Below are 23,233 nucleotides of genomic sequence, written 5' to 3' on the forward strand. Positions count from 1 at the left end.
CGGTCTCATTCCGAACCCGGAAGCTAAGCCCTCCAGCGCCGATGGTACTGCACTCGGGAGGGTGTGGGAGAGTAGGACGCCGCCGGACTCAACGTAACCAGCCGAGGGCCGCTCCGAGACGGAGTCGGCCCTCGGCTGCTTTTGTGTGCCCGCCCCCGAGTAACTTTGAGTTTTGAGGCTTGCCCGCCATACCGAGGGCCCGCCGTACCGGAAGGATTTGATCCGTGACTACAGGACCCCAGGACGGCGGCTCCGGCCCCCGCGACGACGACCGCCGGGCCGGCCGCGGCGGTGACCGCGACCGCGGTGGCTTCCGGGGCGACCGGAACGATCGCGGAGACAGAGGCGACCGGGGCGGTGACCGCGACCGCGGCGGTGACCGCGACCGCGGCGGTGACCGCGGAGGCTTCCGTGGCGGCGACCGCGACCGTGGTGGCTACCAGGGCGGTGGCGACCGTGGCGGTTACCGCGGCGGTTCCTCCGGTGGTGACCGTGGCGGCGACCGTCCCCAGGGCGGCGGCTTCCGTGGCGGCGACCGCGATCGTGGTGGTTACCAGGGTGGCGGCGACCGCGGCGGCTACCGTGGCGGCGACCGTCCCCAAGGCGGCGGCTTCCGTGGCGGTGACCGTGACCGTGGTGGTTACCAGGGTGGCGGCGACCGGGGCGGCTTCCGTGGCGGAGACCGTGACCGTGGTGGTTACCAGGGTGGCGGCGACCGCGGCGGTTTCCGTGGCGGCGACCGTCCCCAGAGTGGCGGCTTCCGTGGTGGCGACCGTGACCGTGGTGGTTACCAGGGTGGCGGCGACCGTCGTGGTGTGTCCGGCGGCGACCGTCCGCAGGGCGGCGGCTACCGCGGTGACCGTCCCCAGGGTGGCGGCTTCCGTAGTGACCGGGGCGACCGTCCCCAGGGCGGTGGCTTCCGGAGCGACCGGGGTGACCGGCCTTCGTACCAGGATCGTGGTGACCGTCCCCAGGGTGGCGGCTTCCGTGGCGGCGACCGTGACCGTGGTGGTTACCAGGGTGGCGGCGACCGCGGTGGCTTCCGTGGGGGCGACCGTCCCCAGGGTGGTGGCTTCCGCGGCGGTGACCGTGAGCGCCCGTCGTACCAGGATCGGGGTGACCGTCCGCAGGGCGGTGGCTTCCGGGGCGACCGGCCTTCGTACCAGGACCGGGGTGACCGTCCCCAGGGTGGCGGCTTCCGTGGTGGCGACCGTGACCGTGGTGGCTACCAGGGCGGTGGCGACCGGGGCGGTTTCCGTGGCGGGGACCGTGACCGTGGTGGCTACCAGGGTGGTGGCGACCGTGGCGGTTTCCGTGGTGGCGACCGTGACCGTGGCGGCTACCAGAACCGTGACGACCGGGGTGGCTTCCGTGGGGGCGACCGCGAGGGCGGCGCGCCGCGCAGCGGCTACCAGGGTGACCGTGGCGGGTTCCGCGGCGGCGACCGGGACCGTCCGCAGGGCGGCGGCTACCAGAACCGGGACGACCGCGGTGGCTACCGTGGCGGCGACCGTGACCGTGGTGGCTACCCGGGCGGCGGCGACCGGCCGGGCAACCGCAGTGGCGGGGGCTACCGGGGTGACCGTCCGTCGGGTGACCGTCCGTCGGGTGACCGTCCGTACGGTGACCGGCCCCAGCGTGACCGGGGTGACCGGCCGCAGGGCGGCGGGTTCCGGGGCGACCGTCCCTCGTACCAGGACCGTGGCGGCGACCGCGGCGGGTTCCGTGGTGGCGACCGTGACCGCGGCGGCTACCAGAGCCGTGACGACCGGGGTGGCTACAACCGGGACGACCGGGGCGGCTACCGCGACCGGGACGACCGCGGGCCGGCCCGTGACGAGCAGGGCGGCGACGAGCAAACCTTCAAGGCGCCGGAGATCCCCGCGGAGATCCAGGCGACCGACCTCGACCAGGAGGTGCGGGCCGAGCTCGTGTCGCTGGCCCGGGAAGCGGCCGACACCGTCTCGCGTCACCTCGTAGCGGCCGGCCAGATCATCGACGAGGACTCCGAGCTGGCTCTCCAGCACGCGATCGCGGCCCGGCGCCTGGCGTCGCGGATCGCCGTCGTGCGCGAGGCGGTGGGTCTGGCGGCGTACGCGGCGGGTGACTGGACCACGGCGATCGCCGAGCTGCGGACGTACCACCGAATGACCGGACGCCAGACGCACCTGGCCGAACTGGCCGACTGCGAGCGGGCGCTGGGGCGTCCCGAGCGGGCCATCGACCTGTTCCGTGGCGCCGACATCGAGAAGATGGAGAAGTCCGGCGCGATCGAGCTGCTCATCGTGGCGGCCGGCGCCCGGGGTGACCTGGGTCAGCACGACGCCGCGGTGGCGATGCTCCAGGTGCGCGAGCTCACCGCCGACGACGACGCCGACTGGGCGGCGCGCCTGCGTTACGCGTACGCCGACGCCCTGCTGGCCGCCGGCCGGCGTGACGAGGCCCGCGAGTGGTTCGCCCGCGCCGCCGCCGTCGACGAGGACCAGCTCACCGACGCGGCCGAGCGGCTGCTCGAGCTCGACGGCGTCACCATCGAGGGCGACGACGTGGAGGACGAGGATGCCGAGGCGCCCACTGGCTCCGCCGACGCCGACGCCGACGCCGACTCCGCCGACGAGGACGACGACGAGGGCGCTCGCGACTCCTACGACGGTGACGACGAGTTCGACGAGGACGACGAGGACCAGGACGACGATGACGACCTCGACGAGGTCGACGCCAAGTCCGACGACTACGACGACTCGGACGCCGACGAGGACGACGAGGACGAGGACGACGAGGACGAGGACGACGAGCCGGTCGCCGTCGCCGAGACGGACGTGAACACCGACCCGGTCGAGAAGAAGCAGGGCGACGCCGTCCCCGCCGTGAACTTCTCGGCCGTCGAGGACGAGCCCACGACCGAGGGCAAGAAGCCCCAGGAGTGAGCGAGCCCCTCGTAGCCGGCTACGACCTGGTCGTCTTCGACCTGGACGGCGTCGTCTACCTGATCGACGAGCCGATCGCAGGCGCCCCCGAGGCCATCGGGCGCCTGCGGTCGTCGGGCGTCCCCGTGGCGTACGCGACGAACAACGCCTCTCGCCGGGCCCCCGACGTAGCCGCAGCACTCACGAAGATGGGCGTGCCCGCGACGCCGGCTGAGGTCCTCACCTCGGCCGGCGCGGCGGCGTCCCTGCTCGCCGAGAAGCTCCCCGCCGGCGCCCCCGTGCTGGTGGTGGGCGCCGACGCACTCCGGGCCGAGGTCCGCGACGCCGGCCTGACCGTGGTCGAGACCGCTGAGGAGAAGCCCGCCGCGGTGGTTCAGGGCTACGGCCCCGACGTCGGCTGGCGGGTCCTGGCCGAGGCTTCCCTGGCCGTACGGGCCGGGGCGCTCTGGGTGGCCACCAACACCGACCGCACGCTGCCCAGCCCCCGGGGCCCGCTCCCGGGCAACGGCTCGCTGGTGGCTGTGCTGCGTACGGCCCTCGACCGCGACCCCGACCTGGTCGTGGGGAAGCCCGAGCCGGCCCTGTTCACCACCGCCGCCGCGCACGCGGACGCGAAGCACCCCCTGGTGGTGGGCGACCGCCTGGACACCGACATCCAGGGCGCGGTGACCGCGGGCATGGACAGCCTCCTGGTCCTCACCGGCGTGAGCACCCCGGCCGACCTCCTGTCGGCCACGCCGGACCGCCGGCCCACTTTCGTGGCGGCCGACCTGTCCGGCCTGTTCGCCCCCGCCGACGACCTCCGCCTCCCGGCCGGGCCCGCGGGCTGGACCCTCACCCGGGACACCGGCAGCGCGACGCTGGACGGCGCCGGCGACCCCCTGGCGGCGCTGCGCCTGCTGTGCTCCGCCACCTGGAACGGCGTCCCGGTGAGCTCGCTGCGCGCGGCCTCGGACGCCGCCCGAGACGTCTTTCGCGCCTGGTCCCTGTAGCGGGCGACGCGACGTCCGAAAGCCGCCAGCTTTGCGTTTCGGGGCGGGTGAGCATGGAGTCTCGATCGACGCGGGAGGCTCTTGTGCACGTCGTGCCTGGACTGAAAGTTCTCTACTTCGGCACCCCGGTGGTGCTGCTCAGCACCGTCAACCCGGACGGCAGCGCCAACCTGGCGCCGATGTCGTCGGCGTGGTGGCTGGGGCAGACGGCGGTGCTCGGGATGGGGGATCGCAGCCAGACCGCGGCCAATCTGTGGCGGGAGCGGGAGTGTGTGCTCAACCTGCCGTCGTCGGCGATGGTGTCGGCGGTGGACCGGATCGCCATGACGACCGGGCGGGCCGATGTGCCCAGCGGGAAACGGGCGCAGGGCTACCGGCACGTGGCCGACAAGTTCGCGCTCGGCGGGCTCACCCGGCAGGCGTCCGAGCTTGTCGCGCCGCCCCGGGTCGCCGAGTGCCCCATCCAGCTGGAGTGCCGGGTGACCGGCACCCATCCGCTCACCGAGCCCGGTCTGCGAGCCACCGCCTATCAGGTCGAGGTGCTCCGGGCCCACGTCGACAAAGATCTGATCATTGAGGGTACGGCGTACGTGGACCCGCTGCGGTGGGATCCGCTGATCATGAAGTTCACCGAGTTCTTCGGTGGCGGTGTCAACGTGCACGCGTCCCGCCTCGCGCAGGGGTGGCGAATGCCTTCTTTGGACGAAGCCGTCAGAGGAGCTTACGCAGCTTCAGCAGGTCGAACGGATTCGCCTTGATCTGAATCTGGCGGGAGGCCACGGCGCGGGTCACGTCGAGCTCGCCGCGCAGCAGGGCCAGCAGGTTGTCGCCGTCGGCGGTGAGGGCGATCTTCGCCTTGGGGTCGTCGCCGTCGGTGATGTCGACCAGGCGGCCGCCGGTGAGGCGGGCGTGGAAGGCCGTTCCCAGGTCGGGGACGCGGCAGGCCAGCGTACGGTCGAAGTCGAGCTTGCCCTGGGTCTCGGCGTTGCGGTCGAGCTTCGCCGCCAGGGCGTGCAAAGCGTCTCGGCACTCGTCCACGGTGGCCATCTGGAACCCTTTCTCGCGACACCCGGTCCGGGTACCGGACCGTACCTCACGAAGTCTCCCCGACCTCCCGGTAGCGTTGCACCCGACGAGCCGCGAGAGGAGCGGAAAAATGCCGGACGCATGGCGGGCGTATCTGGACCTTGCCCTCGGACTGACCGAGGCGCCCCGCAAGCGCGCCCAGAGGGTGGCGGGCGAGTTGGTCAGCAAGGGCGGGGCCACGGCCGCGCAGTTGCAGGGGCTGGTGGACGACCTGCTGTCGGCCGGCGTGGCCAACCGCGAGGCGCTGACCAATCTGGTGCGCTACGAGGTTGAGCGGGCGCTCAATGTGGTGGGTCTCGCCACCGCCGAAGAGGTCACCGAGCTGAAGACGCGTCTGCGTGACCTCGAGGACCAGCTGCGCGAGGCCGAGGACAGCGGTGTCGGTGGCGGGGCGACGGGCGGTACCAGGCTCGAGGAGCCGGCGCCGTTGCCGCGCAAGGTGGCCAAGAAGGCGGCCGTGCCGAACGCGATGCCGTCGGCGGGCACGACGCCGGCCGCGCCGCTCGCGAACACGTCGAGGGTCGCGAGCGCGCCGGCCAAGAAGGCGGTCGCGAAGAAGGCTGTGGCGAAGAAGGTTCCGGCCGAGGAGACGGCTACGGCCGGCGCCGCGCCGATCCCGCCCGCGAAGAAGGCGGTGGCCAAGAAGGCCGTGGCGAAGAAGGCCCCCGCGGCGGCCACGGCCACGGCCGGTGCCGTTCCGGTGCCGCCGGCCAAGAAGGCGGCCATCGCGGAGACGGTGACGCCCAGCGCCGCCATCAAGAAGGCCGCCGCGAAGAAGGCCGCGAAAAGCGCGCCGGTAAAGGACGCGACGAACGTCCCGGCCGCGCCGGGCGCGCCCGTGAAGAAGCCGGCGAAGAAGGCTGTTGCCAAGAAGCCGGCCGCCAAGGCGCTGCCGTCGGCTCCGGCGGGCACCGCTGAGGCGCCGACCGCCGCCGTGCGGGACGCCGCGGCGGGGACGGTTCTGCCGCCGCTGAGCGCGCCGGAGACGCCGGCGCCCGTCGAGGACAAGGCCGACCGGGAGGCATGAGGCGATGACGTACCCGTTCAAGCCGGGCCCGCCTCCGGGCGGGTTCCGCCCGGGGCCCCCGCCCTCCCACCAACCCCAGGCTCCGGCGCCGGTGGAGCACCGTGAGGCGTTCGCCGAGGCCAGTGGTCAGATCGTCGAGGAGACCGGGCATCCGGCCGTCGACGCCGTGCTGAAGGCGCTGGAGAACGCGAGCCGGCTCGCGCCGGCCGAGCAGATCGCCGAGTACGAGGCGGCGCACCAGGTCTTCCAGGAGACGCTGGCGAGCATCGATCGGTGAGGGTCTGATGGCCAAGAGAGCGCGGCTCGACGCCGAACTGGTGCGCCGCAAGCTGGCCCGCTCCCGCGAGCAGGCCGCGCAGCTGGTCGAGGCCGGCCGGGTGCAGGTGCGCGGCACCGTTGCCCGCAAGGTGGCGGCCATGGTCGACCCGGCCGATCCGGTGCTGGTGACCGGGGAGGACCCGGCCACCGCATACGTGTCGCGTGGTGGGCACAAGCTGTTCGGCGCCCTGGAGGCGTTCGGTCGTGAAGGCCTGAGCGTGACCGGGCGGCGGTGTCTCGACGCCGGCGCCTCCACCGGCGGCTTCACTGATGTGCTGTTGCGGGCGGGGGCCGAGCGGGTCGTCGCCGTCGACGTCGGTTACGGGCAGCTCGCCTGGCCCATCCGCAACGATGAGCGTGTGGACGTCCACGAGCGCACCAACGTGCGTACCCTCACGCCCGAAGTGATCGGCGGGCCGGTCGATCTGACCGTCGCCGATCTGTCCTTCATCTCGTTGCGGCTCGTGCTGCCGGCGCTCGCCGCGTGCACGAAGGACGACGGTGATCTCGCGCTGATGGTCAAGCCGCAGTTCGAGGTCGGAAAGGACCGTGTCGGCGCCGGTGGTGTCGTACGGGAATGGCCTCTGCGGGCCGAAGCCGTCCTCGATGTCGCCGCCGCCGCGTGGGAGCTGGGCCTGGGGACCCGAGGGGTGACCGCGAGCCCTCTGCCCGGGCCGAGCGGGAACGTCGAGTTCTTCGTGTGGTTCCGGCGGGACGCGCCGCAAGCCGATCGTGCGGAGATCGAAGGAGTGGTCGCCGCCGGGCCCAAGATCGGGGTAGCTTCGCACGCGCCGGAGCCTGACCCGGCCGCCGCCCTTTTGGAGGACTCATGACGCGCTCGGCCCTGCTGGTCACCCACACCGGCCGGCGGCAGAGCACGCAGCACGCCCGGACCGTGGCCCGCGACCTGATCGCGGCCGGGTTCGAGGTGCGCGTGATCGCCGAGGAGGTGGCCGATCTCGATCTGCCGCCCGAGGTGACGGCGGTGAGCGGTCCCGCGGCCGCCGAGGGCGTCGAGATCGTGCTGGCGCTCGGCGGCGACGGCACCTTCCTGCGCGCGGCCGAGCTGGCCCGCCCGCTCAAGGCGCCGCTGCTCGGCATCAACCTGGGCAAGGTCGGCTTCCTGGCCGAGGCCGAGATCGAGCACATCGACCAGGCCGTCAAGGATGTCGTCGACGGTTCGTACAAGGTGGACGAGCGGTTGACCCTCGACGTCCGGGCCGAGTACGACGGACGGCTGATCGCCGAATCGTGGGCGCTGAACGAGGTGAGCGTCGAGAAGGGGCAGCGGGCGCAGATGCTCGAGCTGCTCGTCGACGTGGACGGGCGGCCGCTGGCCCGCTACGGCTGCGACGGTGTGGTGTGCGCCACTCCGACCGGTTCGACGGCGTACGCCTTCTCCGGCGGCGGCCCGGTCGTCTGGCCCGAGGTCGAGGCGCTGCTGCTGGTGCCGATCAGCGCGCACGCCCTGTTCAGCAAACCGCTGGTCACGGCGCCGACGTCGACGTTCGCGCTGACCGTCGACCCGTACACGTCGTTCGCGGTGCTCTGCTGCGACGGCCGCCGCACGTGGGACCTTCCGCCGGGTGCGAAGGTCACGGTCGAGCGCGGTCAGTTGCCCGTACGGCTGGTCCGGCTCGCACCCAGGCCTTTCACCGACGTCCTGGTCGCCAAGTTCGCCCTCCCGGTGGAGGGCTGGCGGGGCAATCGAAGGTAGCCGCAGTGGGCGATTGTCGGTGGGGACCGATACTGTCTGCCCTGTGCTGGAGGAACTGCGGATCACCGGGCTCGGTGTCATCGATGACACGACCCTGCGGCTGACGGCGGGCATGAACGTCATCACCGGTGAGACCGGTGCCGGTAAGACGATGGTGGTGACCGGTCTCGGCCTGCTGTTCGGCGGCCGGGCCGACGCGGGCCGGGTGCGTTCCGACCCGGGCCGGGCCGTCGTCGAGGGCCGGCTGCGCCTGGCCGGCAAGCTCGGCGACGAGGTGCGCACCCGCATCACCGACGCCGGGGCCGAGGTCGACGAGGACGGTTCGGTACTGCTGAGCCGCACGGTGACCATCGAGGGCCGCTCGCGGGCCCACGTCGGCGGCCGCAGCATGCCGGTGGCGATGCTGACCGACATCGGCGAGCGGGTCCTGGCCGTGCACGGCCAGTCCGACCAGCTGCGCCTGCTGCGCCCGGCCGAGCAGCGGGGCGCGCTCGACCGGTTCGCCGGCCCGGAGCACGAGAAACTTCTGGAGACCTATCGGGAGGCGTACGGCCGCTGGCGTGCCGTCGTCGACGATCTGGCCGACCGGCGGCGCAACGCGCGCGACCGCGCGCAGGAGGCCGACCTGCTCAAGCTGGGCCTCGACGAGATCAGCCGGGTCGATCCGCAGCCGGGCGAGGACGACGATCTGCGGGCCGAGGTCCAGCGTCTCGAACACGCCGAGGGCCTGCGGGTGGCGGCCACGATCGCCGCCCAGGCGCTGGCCGGCGGGGTCGAGGTCAGCGACGAGACCCCCGACGCCACGCAGCTTCTGGGCACGGCGCGGCGCACCCTCGAGGCGCAGGCCGAGCTCGACGCGTCGCTGGGCGAGCTGGCCGGCCGCATCGAGGAGGCGGCCACCCTGGTCGGCGACGTCGCCTCCGAGCTGTCGACCTATCTGGGCACGCTCGACGCCGACCCGGCCCGTCTGGAGCAGATCTACGAGCGGCGGGCCGCCCTGCGCAGCCTGACCCGCAAATACGCCGACGACGTCGAGGGCGTCATCGCCTGGGCCGACAACGCCCGCACCCGGCTGTCGCAGCTCGACAACTCCGACGAGCTGCTCGAGGAGCTCGACAAGGAGCGCCAGCGGCTCGCGACCCAGGTCGGCGAGCTGGCCGAGCGGCTCACCGCGGCCCGGGTCGAGGCGGCCGGCCGGTTCTCCGAGGCGGTCAGCGTCGAGCTGGCCGGCCTCGCCATGCCCCACGCGCGGGTCGAGATCGCCGTGCTGCCCCGCAGCGGAGGCAAGGACGAGCCGAGCGTCGGCGATCTCGCGGTCGGCCCCGACGGCGCCGACGAGATCGAGCTCCGGCTGCTGGCCCATCCGGGCGCGCCGTCGCTGCCGCTGCAGAAGGGCGCGTCGGGCGGTGAGCTCTCCCGCGTGATGCTGGCCATCGAGGTCGTCTTCGCCGGCGCCGGCGGCCCGGAGACGCTGGTCTTCGACGAGGTCGACTCCGGTGTCGGCGGCACGGCGGCGGTCGAGATCGGCCGGCGCCTGGCCCGTCTCGCGCGCACCCACCAGGTGCTGGTGGTGACCCACCTGCCGCAGGTGGCGGCGTTCGCCGACCGCCATCTCGTGGTCGCCAAGGACACCGGCGGGGCCATCACCACCAGCGGCGTGCGGATCGTCGAGGAGACCGAGCGCGCCCGTGAGCTGGCCCGCATGCTGGCCGGCCTGCCCGATTCCGACCTGGGCATCGCGCATGCCGAGGAGCTGCTGGCGGTCGCCGGCCGCGAGAAGTCGGGAAGGTGACGATCACGGGGGCGTTATGCCCCTTTTGTGGGTGAGATCGCGCATGTCGCGTGCGAGGCGCGTGATCCGGCGTGTCAGGATGGCCGTGATGCGACTTCCCACCCTGCGCCGCACCCGGAGCACCGATCCCGAGGCGATCACCGGCACCGCCCGGCTCGACCGGCGGACCAAGAGGCTGACCGGCCGGCTCCGCCCGGGCGAGATCGCCGTGATCGATCACGTCGACATCGACCGGGTGGCCGCCGACGCGCTCGTCGCCGTCGGTGTCAAAGTGGTGCTCAACGCGAAGCCGTCGATCTCCGGCCGCTATCCCAATCTCGGCCCCGAGGTCCTCATCAAGAACGGCGTGCTGCTCGTCGACGACCTCGGTGAGGAGGTCTTCGAGCGGCTGCACGAGGGCGACCAGATCGTCATCGAGGGCGACACCGTGCTGCTCGACGGCGAGGCCGTGGCCACCGGCGTCCGGCAGGACACCGAGACCGTCGCCCGCTCGATGGCCGACGCCCGCGAGGGCCTGTCCGTGCAGCTCGAGGCGTTCGCCGCGAACACCATGGACTACCTCAAGCAGGAGCGCGACCTGCTGCTCGACGGCGTCGGCGTGCCCGACGTGCAGACCCGCATCGCCGGGCGGCACGTGCTGATCGTCGTGCGCGGTTACGACTACAAGGACGACCTCGACGTCCTGCGCCCGTACATCCACGAGTACAAGCCGGTGCTCATCGGGGTGGACGGCGGCGCGGACGCGCTGGTCGAGTCGGGATACACCCCCGACATGATCATCGGCGACATGGACTCGGTGACCGACGACGTGCTGCGCTGCGGCGCCGAGGTGGTCGTGCACGCCTATCCCGACGGCCGCGCCCCGGGCCTGGAACGGGTGCACAAGCTCGACGTGCCCGCGCTGACCTTCCCGGCCGCGGCCACCAGCGAAGACCTGGCGATGCTGCTGGCCGACGACAAGGGCGCCACGCTCATCGTCGCCGTCGGCACCCACGCCAACCTGGTCGAGTTCCTCGACAAGGGCCGCGGCGGCATGGCCTCGACGTTCCTGACCCGGCTCAAGGTCGGCGGCAAGCTGGTCGACGCCAAGGGCGTGAGCCGGCTCTACCGGCAGGGCATCTCCGGGTCGGCGCTGCTGCTGCTCGTGCTCTCGGCGATGGCCGCGATGGCTTCGGCGGTCGCCGTGTCGACGGTCGGCAAGGCGTACCTCACCGTGGTTTCCGAGTGGTGGGACAATCTGGTCTTCCAACTCGGTCACCTCTTCTAGGGACTTTTCGTGATCAACTTCCGGTATCACGTGGTGTCGCTCACCGCGGTCTTCCTGGCGCTGGCCATCGGCCTGGTCGTGGGCACCGCCGCGCTCAACGGGCCGGTCGCCGAGAACCTGAAGAGCCAGATCACCGCGCTGAACAAGGACAACAGCAACAAGCGCGACCAGATCAACCAATACCGCGACGAGCTCAACCGCAGCCAGGAGTTCGCCACCGAGATCGCGCCGACCCTGCTCAACGGCAAGCTCACCGGCCGCAAGCTGACCGTGGTGGCGCTGCCCGGCACGGCCGACTACGCCGACGACGTGGCCGCGATGCTGAAGGTGGCCGGGGCCACGATCACCGCGACCGTGACGGTGCAGGACAAGTTCTTCGACCCCTCGGTCGAGGTGGAGCTGCTCGACCTGGCCAGCCAGTCGTCGCAGCCGACCATCCAGAACGACGTCCTGCCGCTGAACAGCAACGGCGTCGAGACGGCGAGCGCGCAGCTCGCCCTCGCGCTGCTGCTGCACACCGGAGCCACCCAGGCCGCCGCCGGCGACGTGACGGCGGTGCTGACCGCGTACTCCGAGCAGGGCTACATCAAGGTCGAGGACAAGGCGGTCGGCGGGGCCGAGGGCGTCGTGATGGTCTCGGGCGAGCCGCCGGCCGACAAAGACGCGGCCAAGCGCAACCAGTCGGCGCTGACCATGGCCGACCAGTTCAGCAAGGACCGCCCGATGGTCGTGGCCGGCGGTGGCGTCGGCGACGGCAACCTCGTCTCCGAGGTGCGCGGCGACCCGACCCTGGTGCAGCGGATCTCCACCGTGGACAACGCGAGCACCACCGACGGCCAGGTCGCGACCGGCATGGCCACCGTCGAACGGCTGGTGCAGGGCAAGACCGGCCAGTACGGCCTGGCCGCCGGCGCCTCGTCGCTGGTGCCGAAGGCCGCGTCGTAGCGCCCGGTCTCTAGACTTCTCACCCATGGCCTCTGGAGTTCTCCGGTCGTTCGGCGTCGGCGCGTCCGTCGCCCGCGCCGCCCTCGCCTGGATCCGCCGCGACCCGAACGCCGCCGCACTGGAACGCACCAACTTCCACGGGCGCACGGTCACGCTGGCCGGCGGGCCGGCGCTCGCCCTCGGCGCGACCACGGCGGCGGCGCTCGGCGCCCGCGACGGCCGGGCCGCCGCGGCGGCGGTGGCGGCGGGCGCGGTGTCGGGAGCGGTCGGCCTCTACGACGACGTGGTCGGCAACCGCCCCGAGCAGAAGGTGTTCAAGGGCTTCGCCGGTCACCTCGGCGCGCTGCGCGAGGGCCAGGTCACCAGCGGGCTGGTGAAGATCGTGGGCGTGGGCGCGGGCGCGTTCGTGGCCAGCGCGCTGATCGGCAGCAACCGGCGCACGCGGATCGGCCGCGCGACCGACGTGCTGCTCGGCGCCGGGGTCATCGCCGGCACGGCCAACCTGATCAACCTGCTCGACCTGCGCCCGGGCCGGGCGATCAAGGCGTCGGCCGTGATCGGGGCGCCGCTCGCCGTCGGCCAGGGCGGCGGCCTCGCGGCGGGAACGCTGGGCGCGGCCTCCGGCCTGGTCGCCGACGACCTGGCCGAGGAGATCATGCTGGGCGACTCCGGGGCGAACGCCCTGGGCGCGCTGCTCGGCGTGGCCCTGATCGCGCGCACCGGCCCGGCCGGGCGGGCGATCGCGCTGACCGCGCTGGGCACGCTGACCGCGGCCAGCGAGAAGGTCAGCTTCACCCAGGTCATCCAGGACACCCCGTGGCTGCGTTATCTCGACGAGCTGGGCCGCCGCCCGCCGTCCACGTGAAAACGGCGCCGGCGGCGAAGATCGCCGGGGCCGCCGCGCTGATCACCGTCCTCACGGTGGTGGCGCGGATCGCCGGGTTCGGCCGCACCTTCGTCTTCCTGCACACGGTCGGCGCCACCCGGCTGGGCGACATCTACAACGCCGCCAACACCATCCCGAACATCGTCTTCGAGCTGGTCGCGGGCGGCGCGCTGGCCAGCCTGGTGGTGCCGCTGCTGGCCGGGCACGTCGCGGCGGGCGACCGGGAGCGCGTCCACGCGGTGGCCTCGGCGCTGCTGACCTGGGTGCTGGTCCTGATGCTGCCGCTGGCCGTGCTCGTCGCGCTGCTGGCCGGGCCGATCGCGTCGCTGTTGCCCGGCGTGCCGGCCGAGCATCAGCAGACCGCGGCCGGCATGCTGCGGGTCTTCGCCCCCCAGCTTCCGCTGTACGGGATCGGGATCGTGCTCACCGGGGTGTTGCAGGCGCACCACCGGTTCGCCTGGCCGGCGATCGCCCCGCTGCTGTCCAGCGTGACCGTGATGGGCGCCTACCTGACGTACGCGGTCGTCGACGGGCCCCGGACCGACTTCGCGGGCCTGACCCGCACCGGCGAGCTCACCCTGTCGGCCGGCACCACCGCGGGCGTCGTGGTGCTCGCGCTCTGCCTGCTGATCCCGCTCCGGAAGCTGCGCCTGCGGCTGCGGCCCACACTGCGTTTCCCCGGCGGCGAGGGCCGCCAGGCCGTACGGCTCGGCTGGGCCGGCGCGGTCACCGTCGGCTCGCAGCAGATGATGATCGTCGTGGTCATCGCGCTCGCGACGAGCGGCGGGCTCACGCTCTACAACGCGGCGCAGACGGTCTTCCTGCTGCCGTGGGCCGTGCTGGCGGTGCCGGTGGCCACCGCGGTCTACCCTTCGCTGGCCGCCGCGGCCTCGAGCGGGGACGAGGAGACCTATCGGCGCTCGCTCTCCGGCGCCGCCCGTTCGGTGACGCTGCTGGCCGGGCTGGGCGCGGCGGCGTTGATCGCGTTGGCCGGCCCGATCGCGTACCTGACGGGCGCCGCTCCGGCGTCGTCCGGAATTGTCGGATTCGCGCCGGGGCTGTTGGGCTACGCGCTCTTCGCCTTGCTCTCGAGGGCGCTCTATGCGCGCGGGGCCACGGTGGCCGCCGCCTGGTCGACCGCCGCGGGGTGGCTGATCGCCGCGGCGAGCGCGCTCGCGCTGACCGGGCTCGGCGACTCTCGCCAGGTGCTGGGCCTGGGCCTGGCGAACGCCGCCGGCATGACGGTGATCGGGCTTCTTCTCATTCTTGCCGTACGCCGTCACGCCGGCCCCGAGGCATTGACGGGCTTGCCGCGTTCGGTGGCGGTGGCGATCGGGGCCGGGGGACCGGCGGCGCTCGCCGGGTGGGGCGTGGTGGTCGGAATCGGACAGCTTTTCGGCACGACCCCGACCGTCGCCGGAAGCGTCGTCCAAGGCATGCTGGGTGGGCTCGTCGTGCTCGGGGTCTTCCTCGCGGTCGCCTATCCGGCGGCCCGGCACGACATGGCGTCCCTGGCGGCCCCGCTCAGCCGCCGCTTGCGCCGCCGCCGTAAATGAGGCGGCGCGATGCAACGGCGGAGACGGGCCGGTTGTCTATGAAGGCAAGAACGGTGAAATGAGGGAGGAACAGGCCGTGGGGTGGCGCGGATCGGTGGCACTGGTGCTCGCGTCGAGCACCGGCGGGGTCGGGCAGCATGTCGGGTCGCTGACCCGGGGTCTGGTCGCCGCCGGGTGCGAGGTGATGGTGTGCGGGCCGGCCGCGACCGATGAGCTGTTCGGCTTCGCCGCCGCCGGGGCGACCTTCGTGCCGGTGGAGATCCCGGCCAACCCGGGCGCGCAGGACGCCGGCACCGTGCGCAAGCTGCGCGGGGTGCTCAGCAGCCGTCCGATCGACGTCGTGCACGCGCACGGGTTGCGCGCCGCTTTCGTGGCCGCCGTCGCGCGGACGGGCAAGCCCTTGATCGTCACGCTCCACAACACCGTCATGGTCCGCCGGGGCCTGCGCGGGCAGGCCGCGGCCCTGGTCGAGCGGGTCGTCGCGCGCAGCGCCGCCCTCACCCTGGGCGCCTCCGAAGACCTGGTCGAGCGGGCCACCCAGCTGGGCGCCCGCAACGCCCGCCTCGGCGCCGTCGCCGCGCCCACCCTGGCCCCGCCGCGCCGCACCCGGGCCGCGGTGCGCGCCGAGTTCCGGCTGCGCCCCGAGACCCCGCTGATCGTCTCGGTCGGCCGGCTCCATCCGCAGAAACGCTACGACCTGCTGGTCGAGGCGTCGGCCCGGTGGAAGAGCTTCGACCCGGCCCCGGTGGTCGTGGTGGCCGGCTCCGGACCCAGCTACATGTCGCTGGCCCAGCTCGCCTCGCAGGTGCACGCGCCGTTCCACCTGCTCGGGCGCCGCTCCGACGTGCCCGACCTGCTGCTCGGGGCCGACCTGGCGGTGGTCACCAGCGACTGGGAGGCCCGGCAGCTGTTCGCGCAGGAGGCCCTCGAGGCCGGCGTCCCGCTGATCACCACCGCCGTCGGTGGCCTGCCCGGCCTGGTCGGCGACGCGGCCGTGCTCATCCCGCCGGGCGACGTCGACGCCCTCGACACCGCCGTCCGCGACATGCTGGCCGACCCGGCCAAGCGCGCCGACTACGCCGCCCGGGGCCCGGCCCGCGCCGCCACCTGGCCGGGCGAGAGCGACACCGTGGCCGACGTCCTGGCCGCCTACGCCGAAGTGACGGCCCGCGAGTGACACCGCCCAAGCGCCCACGCCGGCGCACGCCTGGTTCTGCGCCGTCCGAGCGCTCGGGCGGGCCTGCGCCCGGTTCAGCGCCGTCCGAGGGTCCCGGCCGTCCCGCGCCCGGTTCGGCGTCGTCCGAGCGCTCGGGCCGGCCTGCGCCCGCTTCAGCGCCGTCCGAGGGTCCCGGCCGGCCTGCGCCCGGGTCGGCGCCACCTGAGCGGCCGGGCCTGCTCGCCCGGGTGGGGCTGCTGGCGTCCGGGGCGGCCTCGTCGTCCCGGGGGGCCGGGCTGCTCGACCGGCTGCGGCGGGTCCGGCCCGCTTCGGCGCCGCCCCGGCGGTCCGGTGGGCGGCGCTGGGTTCCTTATCTTCTCGTGGCTCTGATCGCGGCGGCCAGTCTCGTCGGGCTGGCGATCCGGCCGTCGACGACCGCGACGCCCGGCAGCGCCGACTACGTGATCGTGGCCGGGGCGGCGGGGCTGCGGTGGGACGATCTCGATCCGCAGCGGACGCCCGCGCTCTGGCAGGAGGCCACCCGGGGGTCCGTGGGGTGGCTGTCGGTGCGGTCGGCGATGAAGGTGACCTGCCCGTCCGACGGCTGGCTGACCCTGGGGGCCGGCAACTACGCGGCCTGGCCGCGGCGCACCAGCAGCAGCCAGTGCGAACCCGCCGCGCCGGCGCTCACCCAGCCCGACGGGATCGGCGCCAACGTCACCGACCAGCGCACGGTCGTTCAGAACAACCAGGACAGGTTGCCGTACGGAGCTACGCCCGGCGCCCTCGCCGAGTCGGTGCGCTGCACGGTCGCCGTCGGTTCCGGGGCGGCGATCGCGGCCGCCCGGCCGTTCGGGCGCGTCGACAAATACCAGCCCGAGCTGCCGGCCGATCCGAAGAAGCTGCTGTCCGACTGTGTGCTCTCCTTCGTCGACCTGGGCACCGTCAGCGGGGCCGGCGCGGCCCGGCGGGCGCAGGTCGAGGCGGCCGACGCGCTGCTGTCCCGGGTGGTCGCGGCCCGGCCCGAGCGGTCGCTGCTGCTGGTCGCCGGCGTCTCCGACACCGAGCGCTCCAACCGGCTGCACGTGGCGATCGCCGAGGGCGAGGGCTGGAACGGCGGCTGGCTCACCTCGGCCGGCACCGGGCGTGACGGCTACCTGCAGCTGATCGATCTGGCTCCGACGATCCTGTCCGCGCTGGGGCGGCCGGCGCCGGAGAAACTGTTCGCCGGGCGGACGGCCACCGTCGTCGAGGGGCGGCCCTCCGACATCACCGACGCCATGCTCGGCGTGCACAACGCCGACCTGCGGGCCAAGGCGCAGAACGCGGTGGCCGGCATCTTCTTCACCGTGCTGGCCATCCTTCAGGTGCTGCTGTTCCTGCTGATGGTGCCGATCCTCGTGCGGGCACGGCGCCACGCGGGGCCGCGCGGGCCTGCTCTGCCGCCCAAGAAGCTGGTCGCGGTGGCCGAGCTCGCCCTGATCGCGGCCGCGCTGGCCATTCCGGCCGCGCTGCTGGCCGACGCGACACCCTGGTGGCGCTACTCGCATCCGGCGTGGGTGTTCGGGCTCGTCACCGGGGTCTTCACGCTCATCGGCACCGCCGTGCTCCGGGCCTCGCCGCGCTATCCGCGGACGCTGTGGCCGCTGGGCGCGTCGGCCGCGATCGGCGCCGTGGTGGTCGGTCTCGACCTGCTGACCGGGGCGCGGCTTCAGCTCAACGGGGTGGCCGGCTATTCGGCGACGCAGGGCGGGCGCTACGCGGGGGTCGGCGTGGTCGGGCTCGGCGTCTTCGTGGCCGGGCTGCTGGTGGCCGCGGGCTGCCTCGCGCAGTGGCTCAGCAAGCCGTGGCGGCCGGTCGTGGTGGTGCTGCTGGGCGGCATCGGCGTGGTCATGGTCGGCAGCCCCTACCTCGGGGCCGACCCGGTCGGCGCGGTGGCCGTCACCGCCGGGGTGTGCGTGACCGCGGCCATCAGCACCGGTGGGTGGCTGACGTTCGCGCGGTTCGCCTGGGCCGCGGTGGCCGGTCTGGCCGTCACCATCGGGTTCGCGCTGGTCGACGTGCACCGGCCGGCGGCCGATCAGGGCAGCCTGGGCCGGCTGCTGTCCGAGCTGGCCAACGGCACCGGCGGGCCGGCCATGCAGCGGGCCGCCGCCGCCAACGGGCAGACGTTGCTGAACAGCCCGCTGACGATCCTGGCCGTGGCCGGGGTGCTGATGCTGGCCTTCTGCCAGTTCTCGCCGTGGGGTGGACTCAACCGGGTCTTCGGGCTCCACCCGGCGCTGCGGGCGGCCGGGGCCGGAGTGACAGTGGCGACATTGGCCGCCGGCGTGCTCAGTGGCTCCGCGTTGACCGTGGCCGGTGCCGCGGCGGCTGCGGTGGTGCCCACGGCGGTGCTGACCGCACTGCGCGTGTTGCTGCACGCGGCGGACCGTACTCGTCCGGAGGGGGAGACCGACGGGCCTGGCGGCCCGCTGTTGCGCAGTGATCGCGCTCTGTCAGGTTGACACGCGTCACGACCAGCCCGAACGTGCGCCGTCGTTCTCAGGTGTTACGGTGGACTCCCGTGGATGGGGCCGCTTTTAGCACCCCGGTCTGCACGTCGGCTCAACAGACGACCACGGGAGCAAGGCCTTGGCCTCAACAGTGCGCGACACGCGGCACATCTTCGTCACCGGGGGCGTCGCCTCCTCGCTGGGCAAAGGCCTCACCGCCTCCAGCCTCGGCAACCTTCTGACCGCGCGCGGACTGCGGGTCGTCATGCAGAAGCTCGACCCCTACCTCAACGTCGACCCTGGAACGATGAACCCGTTCCAGCACGGCGAGGTCTTCGTGACCGAGGACGGGGCCGAGACCGACCTGGACGTCGGCCACTACGAGCGCTTCCTCGACCGGTCACTGTCCGGCAAGGCGAACGTCACCACCGGTCAGGTGTACTCGGCGGTCATCGCCCGGGAGCGGCGCGGTGAATACCTCGGCGACACCGTCCAGGTGATTCCGCACATCACCAACGAGATCAAGTCGCGGATCTTCGCGATGGCCGACGAGGACGAGAACGGGCGCAAGCCCGACGTCGTCATCACCGAGGTCGGCGGCACCGTCGGCGACATGGAGTCGCTGCCGTTCCTCGAGGCGATCCGGCAGGTCCGCCACGAAGTCGGCCGTGACCACGTCTTCTACCTGCACGTCTCGCTGGTGCCCTACCTGGCGCCGTCGGGCGAGCTGAAGACCAAGCCGACCCAGCACTCGGTGGCCGCGCTGCGCAACATCGGCATCCAGCCCGACGCGCTGATCTGCCGCAGCGACCGGGAGATCCCCGAGAAGCTCAAGCACAAGCTGGCGCTCTACTGCGACGTCGACCGTGAGGCCGTCATCGCCTGCCCGGACGCGCCCAGCATCTACGACATCCCCAAGGTGCTGCACGAGGAGGGCCTCGACGCGTACGTCGTACGCCGCCTGGGCCTTTCCTTCCGTGACGTGAACTGGTCGACGTGGCACGACCTGCTCGAGCGGGTGCACCACCCGAAGCGCACCATCACGATCGCGCTCGTCGGCAAGTACGTCGACCTGCCCGACGCGTACCTGTCGGTCAGCGAGGCCATCCGCGCCGCCGGCTTCGGCAACACGGTCAAGATCCAGCTCCGCTGGGTGCCGAGCGACGACTGCGAGACGATGGCCGGCGCGGCCACCGCCCTCAAGGGCGTCGACGGCATCGTCATCCCCGGCGGCTTCGGCGTCCGCGGCATCGAGGGCAAGGTCAACACTTCGCGGTACGCCCGCGAGAACCAGATCCCGATCCTCGGCCTCTGCCTCGGCCTGCAGTGCATGACCATCGACGCCGCGCGGCACATGGCCGGGCTCACCGGCGCCAACTCGCTCGAGTTCGACGAGCAGGCGCCGTACCCGGTCATCTCCACCATGGCCGACCAGGAGGACATCGTCGCCGGCAAGGGCGACCTGGGCGGCACCATGCGCCTGGGCGCGTACCCGGCCACGCTGCGCGAGGGCTCGGTCGTCGCCGAGGTGTACGGCTCGACCGACATCTCCGAGCGTCACCGCCACCGCTACGAGGTCAACAACGACTACCGGGCCAAGCTGTCGGCGGCCGGGCTGGTCTTCTCGGGCACCTCGCCCGACGGGCGGCTCGTCGAGTTCATCGAGCTCGACCGCGAGACCCACCCGTACTTCGTGGCCACCCAGGCCCACCCGGAGCTCAAGAGCCGGCCGACCCGGCCCCACCCGCTCTTCGACGGGCTGGTCAAGGCCGCCATCGAATACGCGGCGGCCGACGAGCTCCCGGTGGACGCGTCGTGACGTCCTTCGTCCACGAGACGGTCTCGAGCACCTCCCGCTACAAGGGCCCGATCTTCGAGGTCTTCAGCGACGAGGTGACCATGTCGAGCGGCGGCACCGCCAAGCGGGACGTGGTCCGCAACAAGGGCGCGGTCGGGATCGTCGCCCTCGACGAGGTCGACCGGGTCGTGCTGATCCGGCAGTACCGGCACGCGGTCGGCCAGCGCCTCTGGGAGCTGCCGGCCGGCCTGCGCGACGTCGACGGCGAAGATCTGGTGGCCACCGCCGCCCGCGAGCTGGCCGAGGAGGCCGACGTCGACGCGGCCCGCTGGGACGTGCTGATCGACATGTACAACTCGCCCGGCTTCAGCGACGAGACGATCCGCATCTTCCTGGCCCGCGACCTCACCGAGGTCCCGGACGACAAGCGCTATTCGCGGACGGACGAGGAAGCCGACCTGGAGATCACCCGCGTCGACCTCGACGAGGCGGTAGCCATGATCTTCCGCGGCGAGATCACCAACGCGGCCGCGGTGGGCGGCCTGCTCGCCGCGGCCCGCGCCCGCGACGAGGGCTGGGCCACGCTCCAGCGCGCTTGAGTTCCGGACGGCCCGGCGCCGCGCAGTGTGAGTGATCGCTGACTCATTGCGGTTCCGGGCCGTCGTGCCGCTCTGTTAGCGTCCGATCATGACGGGGCTTCACGCGGAAGAGCGCTGGCGCGCGAACTGGGTGCCGGTCGACCGGCGCCTGGTGGGAATGGACAGACGTACGCTGCTGCCGGCGGCCGTGGTCGTGCTGCTCTTCGCGATCGCGGTGTGGATCGTGCCGGCCATCGACGACCGGGTGTCGGTCGACGACCCGATCAAGGCCGGCGACGTGATCCAGGTCGGCACCGACGTGCGGTTCGTCCCGGTCGTCGGGGCGAACCTGCTGACCGGGCTGCGACAGGGGCAGGCCGGAGCCGCCGGATATCCCGGGACGGCCGCGGTGTCGTACGGCGGAGTGACCTTCGAAGTCGTCGCGGACACCTATCGGGGCACACCGGCGCAGCTGCTGGCCCAGATCAAGAAGACCAACGACGGCCTGCGCGTGCCCGACGACGCCGGCTTCCACGTCACCGGAGACCCGGTGACCATCGCCAACAGCCGCGGCGACCAGGGGGTGGCGGCCAACTTCGAGGGCACCAACGGCACCGGCCTGGTCGCGGCGTTCGTCTTCGGTGAGACCGGCGTCGAGGTCGAGGTCGTCGGCCCGCGGGACGTGCCCGACGGCGTGGCCCGCCAGATCGCCGGCATGCTCCAGTCCGTCCAGCCGATCGGGAGCGCGTCATGACGACGGCCACGCGGGAAGCCGCGATCGCGCGCACCGGCTGGGGCAACCCGTTCCACCTCTGGCAGCCGCGCAACGCCTGCTTCTGGGTGTACGTGCTCGGCGTCGGCTACGGCGTCTGGGTCCTGTTCGGCATGGTCAACCAGGGCATCCGGCTGTACGCCCCGGCCCTCACCGCCAGCGCGGTCATCTTCGCGATCTACGCGGTGCTGTTCTGGTGGTTCACCCAGCGCATCGACCGCTACTCGAAGCAGCCGCTCGGCCTGGTCGTGGCCGCGTTCGTCTGGGGTGGCTTCGCCGCCACGTGGGCCATCGCCCTGTCCGGCAACAGCGCGCTGATCGACCTCTACGGCAAGCTGTTCGGCGAGAGCTTCCAGCAGTCGTTCGGGGCCGGGCTCACGGCGCCGTTCTTCGAGGAGCTCGGCAAGGCCTCGGGCGTGCTCCTGCTGCTGTTCATCGCCCCGCGCGTGGTCCGTACGGCCTACGACGGCTTCATCGTCGGCGCGTTCGCCGGTCTCGGTTTCGAGATCATCGAGGACATCTCGTACGGCCTGAACGCCGGCGCCGAGCAGTTCGGCTCCGACCAGCTCGGCACGAGCCTGCACACGGTCGGCCTGCGCCTGCTGACCGGCTTCTCCTCGCACATCCTGTATTCGGCGATCGCCGGCGCCGGCGTCGTCTACATCGTCGGAACGGTGGCCCAGCGCCGCCGCCTCGGCCTGGGCATCGGCCTGATCCTGACCGCGATGGTGCTGCACGGCCTGTGGGACGCGAACGTCGGCCTGTCCGGCGGCAACGGCCAGGTGCTCGGGACTCTGCTGGTGGTGGAGATCCTGCTGAGCTTCGTGGCCGTGATCACGGTGTTCCACCTGACCGTCCGCCCGGAACGGGAGGCCATGCGGGCCGTGATGGCGCCCGAGGCGGAGAGCGGCGTGATCACCCAGGAGGAGCTGGACACCCTGGCCGGTGGTTGGCGCCAGCGCCGCCGCTATCGCGGAGCCGCACACGGCCGGGCCGCCCGGCGAGCCCGCCACCACCGCCTGGAGGCCGCCCACGACCTGGCCGACCAGCTGGCCGCCTCGGGAGGCGCGGAGAGCCCGCGGGTGGATTTCGCCCGCTCCGAACTGGAACGGATCCGGACCTCATAGCGGAGGCGGCAGCTCCTTGCGGAACAACGCGCGCACCTCGCGGCCGAGGTCGAACGAGGGGCCGCCGACCAGATCCCACGCCCGGTAGACGCCGATCACGAAACAGGCGATCACCAGCATCGCGATGGTGCCGACGCGGCCACCCTCCTCGGGGTGGCCGCTCAGTCGTACACCCACGCCAGCGCGGCCCCGGCGCGAACCCGGTGAAGCGGCGCCGCCTCCTCGTCGGCGGCGAATCGGGGCTCGGCCACCGGTCCTGGCTCGACGACCTCGTGGCGTACGCGCGTGCCCTGCGGGCGGAATATCTGGCCCATCGCGACGGGGCGCGGACCTTCAGCGGCACGCTGATCACCGACGCCGACGTGCTCAAGGCGCAGGAGCCCTGGCTCCGGCGATGGTCCGCGGCCGGGGTGTCGGTGGCCGACGCGACCGACCTGGTCACGGCGTTCGTGGTCGGCTTCGTGATCGAGGAGCAGGAGAGGTCGCGGGATCCGGGGCGCTACTCACCCGAGGACCGCGACGCCCGGATCGGCGCCGGCGCCCCGCTCGTGGCCCGGACCGGACACGCCCGCCAGGACGACGGGTCACGCTTCGAGCGGCAGTTGGAGGTTCTCATCGCCGGCATAGCCGCGCGGCTGGGCCCGGAAGCCTGATACGGAAAGGTGGGGGGGGGGGCGGGGGCCCCCCCCCCCCCCCCCCGGGGGGGTGTTTTTTTGGGGGGGGGGGGGGGGCCCCCGCGCCCGCGGGCGCCCCCCCCCCCCCCCCCGCCCCCCCCCCCCCCCCCCCCGCCCGCC

21 protein-coding genes and 1 rRNA gene are annotated in these 23,233 nt (G+C 72.9%); 20 read left to right on the forward strand and 2 right to left on the reverse strand.

Annotated features, from left to right (window positions below; genetic code table 11):
- From rrf to ACFY36_RS51620, 4 genes are all read left to right on the forward strand, one after another.
- Positions 1-88, forward strand: a 5S ribosomal RNA gene (rrf, locus tag ACFY36_RS51605); the annotation flags it as partial.
- A gap of 136 nt (positions 89-224) precedes the next feature.
- On the forward strand, positions 225-2,927 hold the full coding sequence (locus tag ACFY36_RS51610; RefSeq protein WP_499753298.1) for a tetratricopeptide repeat protein: 2,703 nt from the start codon (positions 225-227) through the stop codon (positions 2,925-2,927).
- Complete coding sequence (locus tag ACFY36_RS51615) at positions 2,924-3,919, forward strand: HAD-IIA family hydrolase (protein ID WP_499753299.1); 996 nt, start codon at positions 2,924-2,926, stop codon at positions 3,917-3,919. The genes ACFY36_RS51610 and ACFY36_RS51615 overlap by 4 nt, the downstream gene beginning before the upstream one ends.
- Positions 3,920-4,002: 83 nt before the next feature.
- Complete coding sequence (locus ACFY36_RS51620; protein WP_499753316.1) at positions 4,003-4,677, forward strand: flavin reductase family protein; 675 nt, start codon at positions 4,003-4,005, stop codon at positions 4,675-4,677.
- On the opposite strand, the gene ACFY36_RS51625 is transcribed toward ACFY36_RS51620, so the two are convergent.
- Complete coding sequence (locus tag ACFY36_RS51625; RefSeq protein ID WP_499753300.1) at positions 4,631-4,966, reverse strand: SCP2 sterol-binding domain-containing protein; 336 nt, start codon at positions 4,964-4,966, stop codon at positions 4,631-4,633. The two genes, ACFY36_RS51620 and ACFY36_RS51625, sit on opposite strands and share 47 nt — an antisense overlap.
- Positions 4,967-5,075: 109 nt before the next feature.
- On the opposite strand from ACFY36_RS51625, the gene ACFY36_RS51630 reads away from it, so the two are divergent.
- From ACFY36_RS51630 to ACFY36_RS51700, 15 genes are all read left to right on the forward strand, one after another.
- Entirely contained in the window at positions 5,076-6,032 is a 957-nt protein-coding gene (locus ACFY36_RS51630; RefSeq protein WP_499753301.1) for a phasin family protein, read from the forward strand.
- 4 nt (positions 6,033-6,036) lie between these two features.
- Positions 6,037-6,309 (forward strand): hypothetical protein, encoded by a 273-nt coding sequence (locus ACFY36_RS51635; RefSeq protein WP_499753302.1) that lies wholly within the window; start codon positions 6,037-6,039, stop codon positions 6,307-6,309.
- Between the two features lie 7 nt (positions 6,310-6,316).
- Complete coding sequence (locus tag ACFY36_RS51640) at positions 6,317-7,183, forward strand: TlyA family RNA methyltransferase (protein ID WP_499753303.1); 867 nt, start codon at positions 6,317-6,319, stop codon at positions 7,181-7,183.
- A complete protein-coding gene (locus ACFY36_RS51645; RefSeq protein ID WP_499753304.1) occupies positions 7,180-8,067 on the forward strand; it encodes an NAD kinase in 888 nt (295 codons plus the stop codon). The genes ACFY36_RS51640 and ACFY36_RS51645 overlap by 4 nt, the downstream gene beginning before the upstream one ends.
- Positions 8,068-8,110: 43 nt before the next feature.
- Entirely contained in the window at positions 8,111-9,859 is a 1,749-nt protein-coding gene (gene recN / locus ACFY36_RS51650; protein ID WP_499753305.1) for a DNA repair protein RecN, read from the forward strand.
- Positions 9,860-9,947: 88 nt separating this feature from the next.
- Positions 9,948-11,126, forward strand: coding sequence for a putative cytokinetic ring protein SteA (gene steA / locus ACFY36_RS51655; protein ID WP_097323299.1), 1,179 nt, complete (start codon positions 9,948-9,950; stop codon positions 11,124-11,126).
- Positions 11,127-11,135: 9 nt separating this feature from the next.
- On the forward strand, positions 11,136-12,071 hold the full coding sequence (locus tag ACFY36_RS51660) for a copper transporter (protein WP_499753306.1): 936 nt from the start codon (positions 11,136-11,138) through the stop codon (positions 12,069-12,071).
- 25 nt (positions 12,072-12,096) lie between these two features.
- Complete coding sequence (locus tag ACFY36_RS51665; protein ID WP_499753307.1) at positions 12,097-12,936, forward strand: hypothetical protein; 840 nt, start codon at positions 12,097-12,099, stop codon at positions 12,934-12,936.
- Positions 12,933-14,513, forward strand: coding sequence for a murein biosynthesis integral membrane protein MurJ (gene murJ / locus ACFY36_RS51670; RefSeq protein ID WP_499753308.1), 1,581 nt, complete (start codon positions 12,933-12,935; stop codon positions 14,511-14,513). Before ACFY36_RS51665 ends, murJ begins: the two co-directional genes overlap by 4 nt.
- Positions 14,514-14,571: 58 nt before the next feature.
- Positions 14,572-15,690 (forward strand): glycosyltransferase family 4 protein, encoded by a 1,119-nt coding sequence (locus ACFY36_RS51675; protein ID WP_499753309.1) that lies wholly within the window; start codon positions 14,572-14,574, stop codon positions 15,688-15,690.
- A gap of 227 nt (positions 15,691-15,917) precedes the next feature.
- Complete coding sequence (locus tag ACFY36_RS51680; protein WP_499753310.1) at positions 15,918-18,176, forward strand: hypothetical protein; 2,259 nt, start codon at positions 15,918-15,920, stop codon at positions 18,174-18,176.
- Between the two features lie 127 nt (positions 18,177-18,303).
- A complete protein-coding gene (gene pyrG, locus ACFY36_RS51685; RefSeq protein WP_498689664.1) occupies positions 18,304-19,983 on the forward strand; it encodes a CTP synthase in 1,680 nt (559 codons plus the stop codon).
- On the forward strand, positions 19,980-20,561 hold the full coding sequence (locus ACFY36_RS51690; protein ID WP_499753311.1) for an NUDIX domain-containing protein: 582 nt from the start codon (positions 19,980-19,982) through the stop codon (positions 20,559-20,561). The genes pyrG and ACFY36_RS51690 overlap by 4 nt, the downstream gene beginning before the upstream one ends.
- 88 nt (positions 20,562-20,649) lie before the next feature.
- Complete coding sequence (locus ACFY36_RS51695) at positions 20,650-21,294, forward strand: hypothetical protein (RefSeq protein WP_499753312.1); 645 nt, start codon at positions 20,650-20,652, stop codon at positions 21,292-21,294.
- The gene (locus tag ACFY36_RS51700; RefSeq protein ID WP_499753313.1) at positions 21,291-22,439 is read left to right on the forward strand and encodes a PrsW family intramembrane metalloprotease; all 1,149 of its coding nucleotides are present in this window, start codon (positions 21,291-21,293) and stop codon (positions 22,437-22,439) included. The genes ACFY36_RS51695 and ACFY36_RS51700 overlap by 4 nt, the downstream gene beginning before the upstream one ends.
- Here ACFY36_RS51700 and ACFY36_RS51705 read toward each other — a convergent pair.
- Positions 22,434-22,616, reverse strand: a complete 183-nt coding sequence (locus tag ACFY36_RS51705) for a hypothetical protein (RefSeq protein WP_499753314.1) — start codon at positions 22,614-22,616, stop codon at positions 22,434-22,436. The two genes, ACFY36_RS51700 and ACFY36_RS51705, sit on opposite strands and share 6 nt — an antisense overlap.
- A gap of 26 nt (positions 22,617-22,642) precedes the next feature.
- On the opposite strand from ACFY36_RS51705, the gene ACFY36_RS51710 reads away from it, so the two are divergent.
- A complete protein-coding gene (locus ACFY36_RS51710; protein WP_499753315.1) occupies positions 22,643-23,092 on the forward strand; it encodes a TetR/AcrR family transcriptional regulator C-terminal domain-containing protein in 450 nt (149 codons plus the stop codon).
- Positions 23,093-23,233 lie beyond the last annotated feature (141 nt).

This window comes from Actinoplanes sp. NPDC000266, assembly GCF_042899005.1.
Classification (GTDB): domain Bacteria; phylum Actinomycetota; class Actinomycetes; order Mycobacteriales; family Micromonosporaceae; genus Actinoplanes.

Coding starts and splice junctions, on each gene's coding strand:
- ACFY36_RS51665 (WP_499753307.1), top strand. CDS start 12,097: ATGGCCTCTGGAGTTCTCCGGTCGTTCGGCGTCGGCGCGTCCGTCGCC.
- ACFY36_RS51695 (WP_499753312.1), top strand. CDS start 20,650: ATGACGGGGCTTCACGCGGAAGAGCGCTGGCGCGCGAACTGGGTGCCG.
- ACFY36_RS51635 (WP_499753302.1), top strand. CDS start 6,037: ATGACGTACCCGTTCAAGCCGGGCCCGCCTCCGGGCGGGTTCCGCCCG.
- ACFY36_RS51640 (WP_499753303.1), top strand. CDS start 6,317: ATGGCCAAGAGAGCGCGGCTCGACGCCGAACTGGTGCGCCGCAAGCTG.
- steA (WP_097323299.1), top strand. CDS start 9,948: ATGCGACTTCCCACCCTGCGCCGCACCCGGAGCACCGATCCCGAGGCG.
- ACFY36_RS51675 (WP_499753309.1), top strand. CDS start 14,572: ATGAGGGAGGAACAGGCCGTGGGGTGGCGCGGATCGGTGGCACTGGTG.
- ACFY36_RS51630 (WP_499753301.1), top strand. CDS start 5,076: ATGCCGGACGCATGGCGGGCGTATCTGGACCTTGCCCTCGGACTGACC.
- ACFY36_RS51625 (WP_499753300.1), bottom strand. CDS start 4,966: ATGGCCACCGTGGACGAGTGCCGAGACGCTTTGCACGCCCTGGCGGCG.
- ACFY36_RS51645 (WP_499753304.1), top strand. CDS start 7,180: ATGACGCGCTCGGCCCTGCTGGTCACCCACACCGGCCGGCGGCAGAGC.
- ACFY36_RS51700 (WP_499753313.1), top strand. CDS start 21,291: ATGACGACGGCCACGCGGGAAGCCGCGATCGCGCGCACCGGCTGGGGC.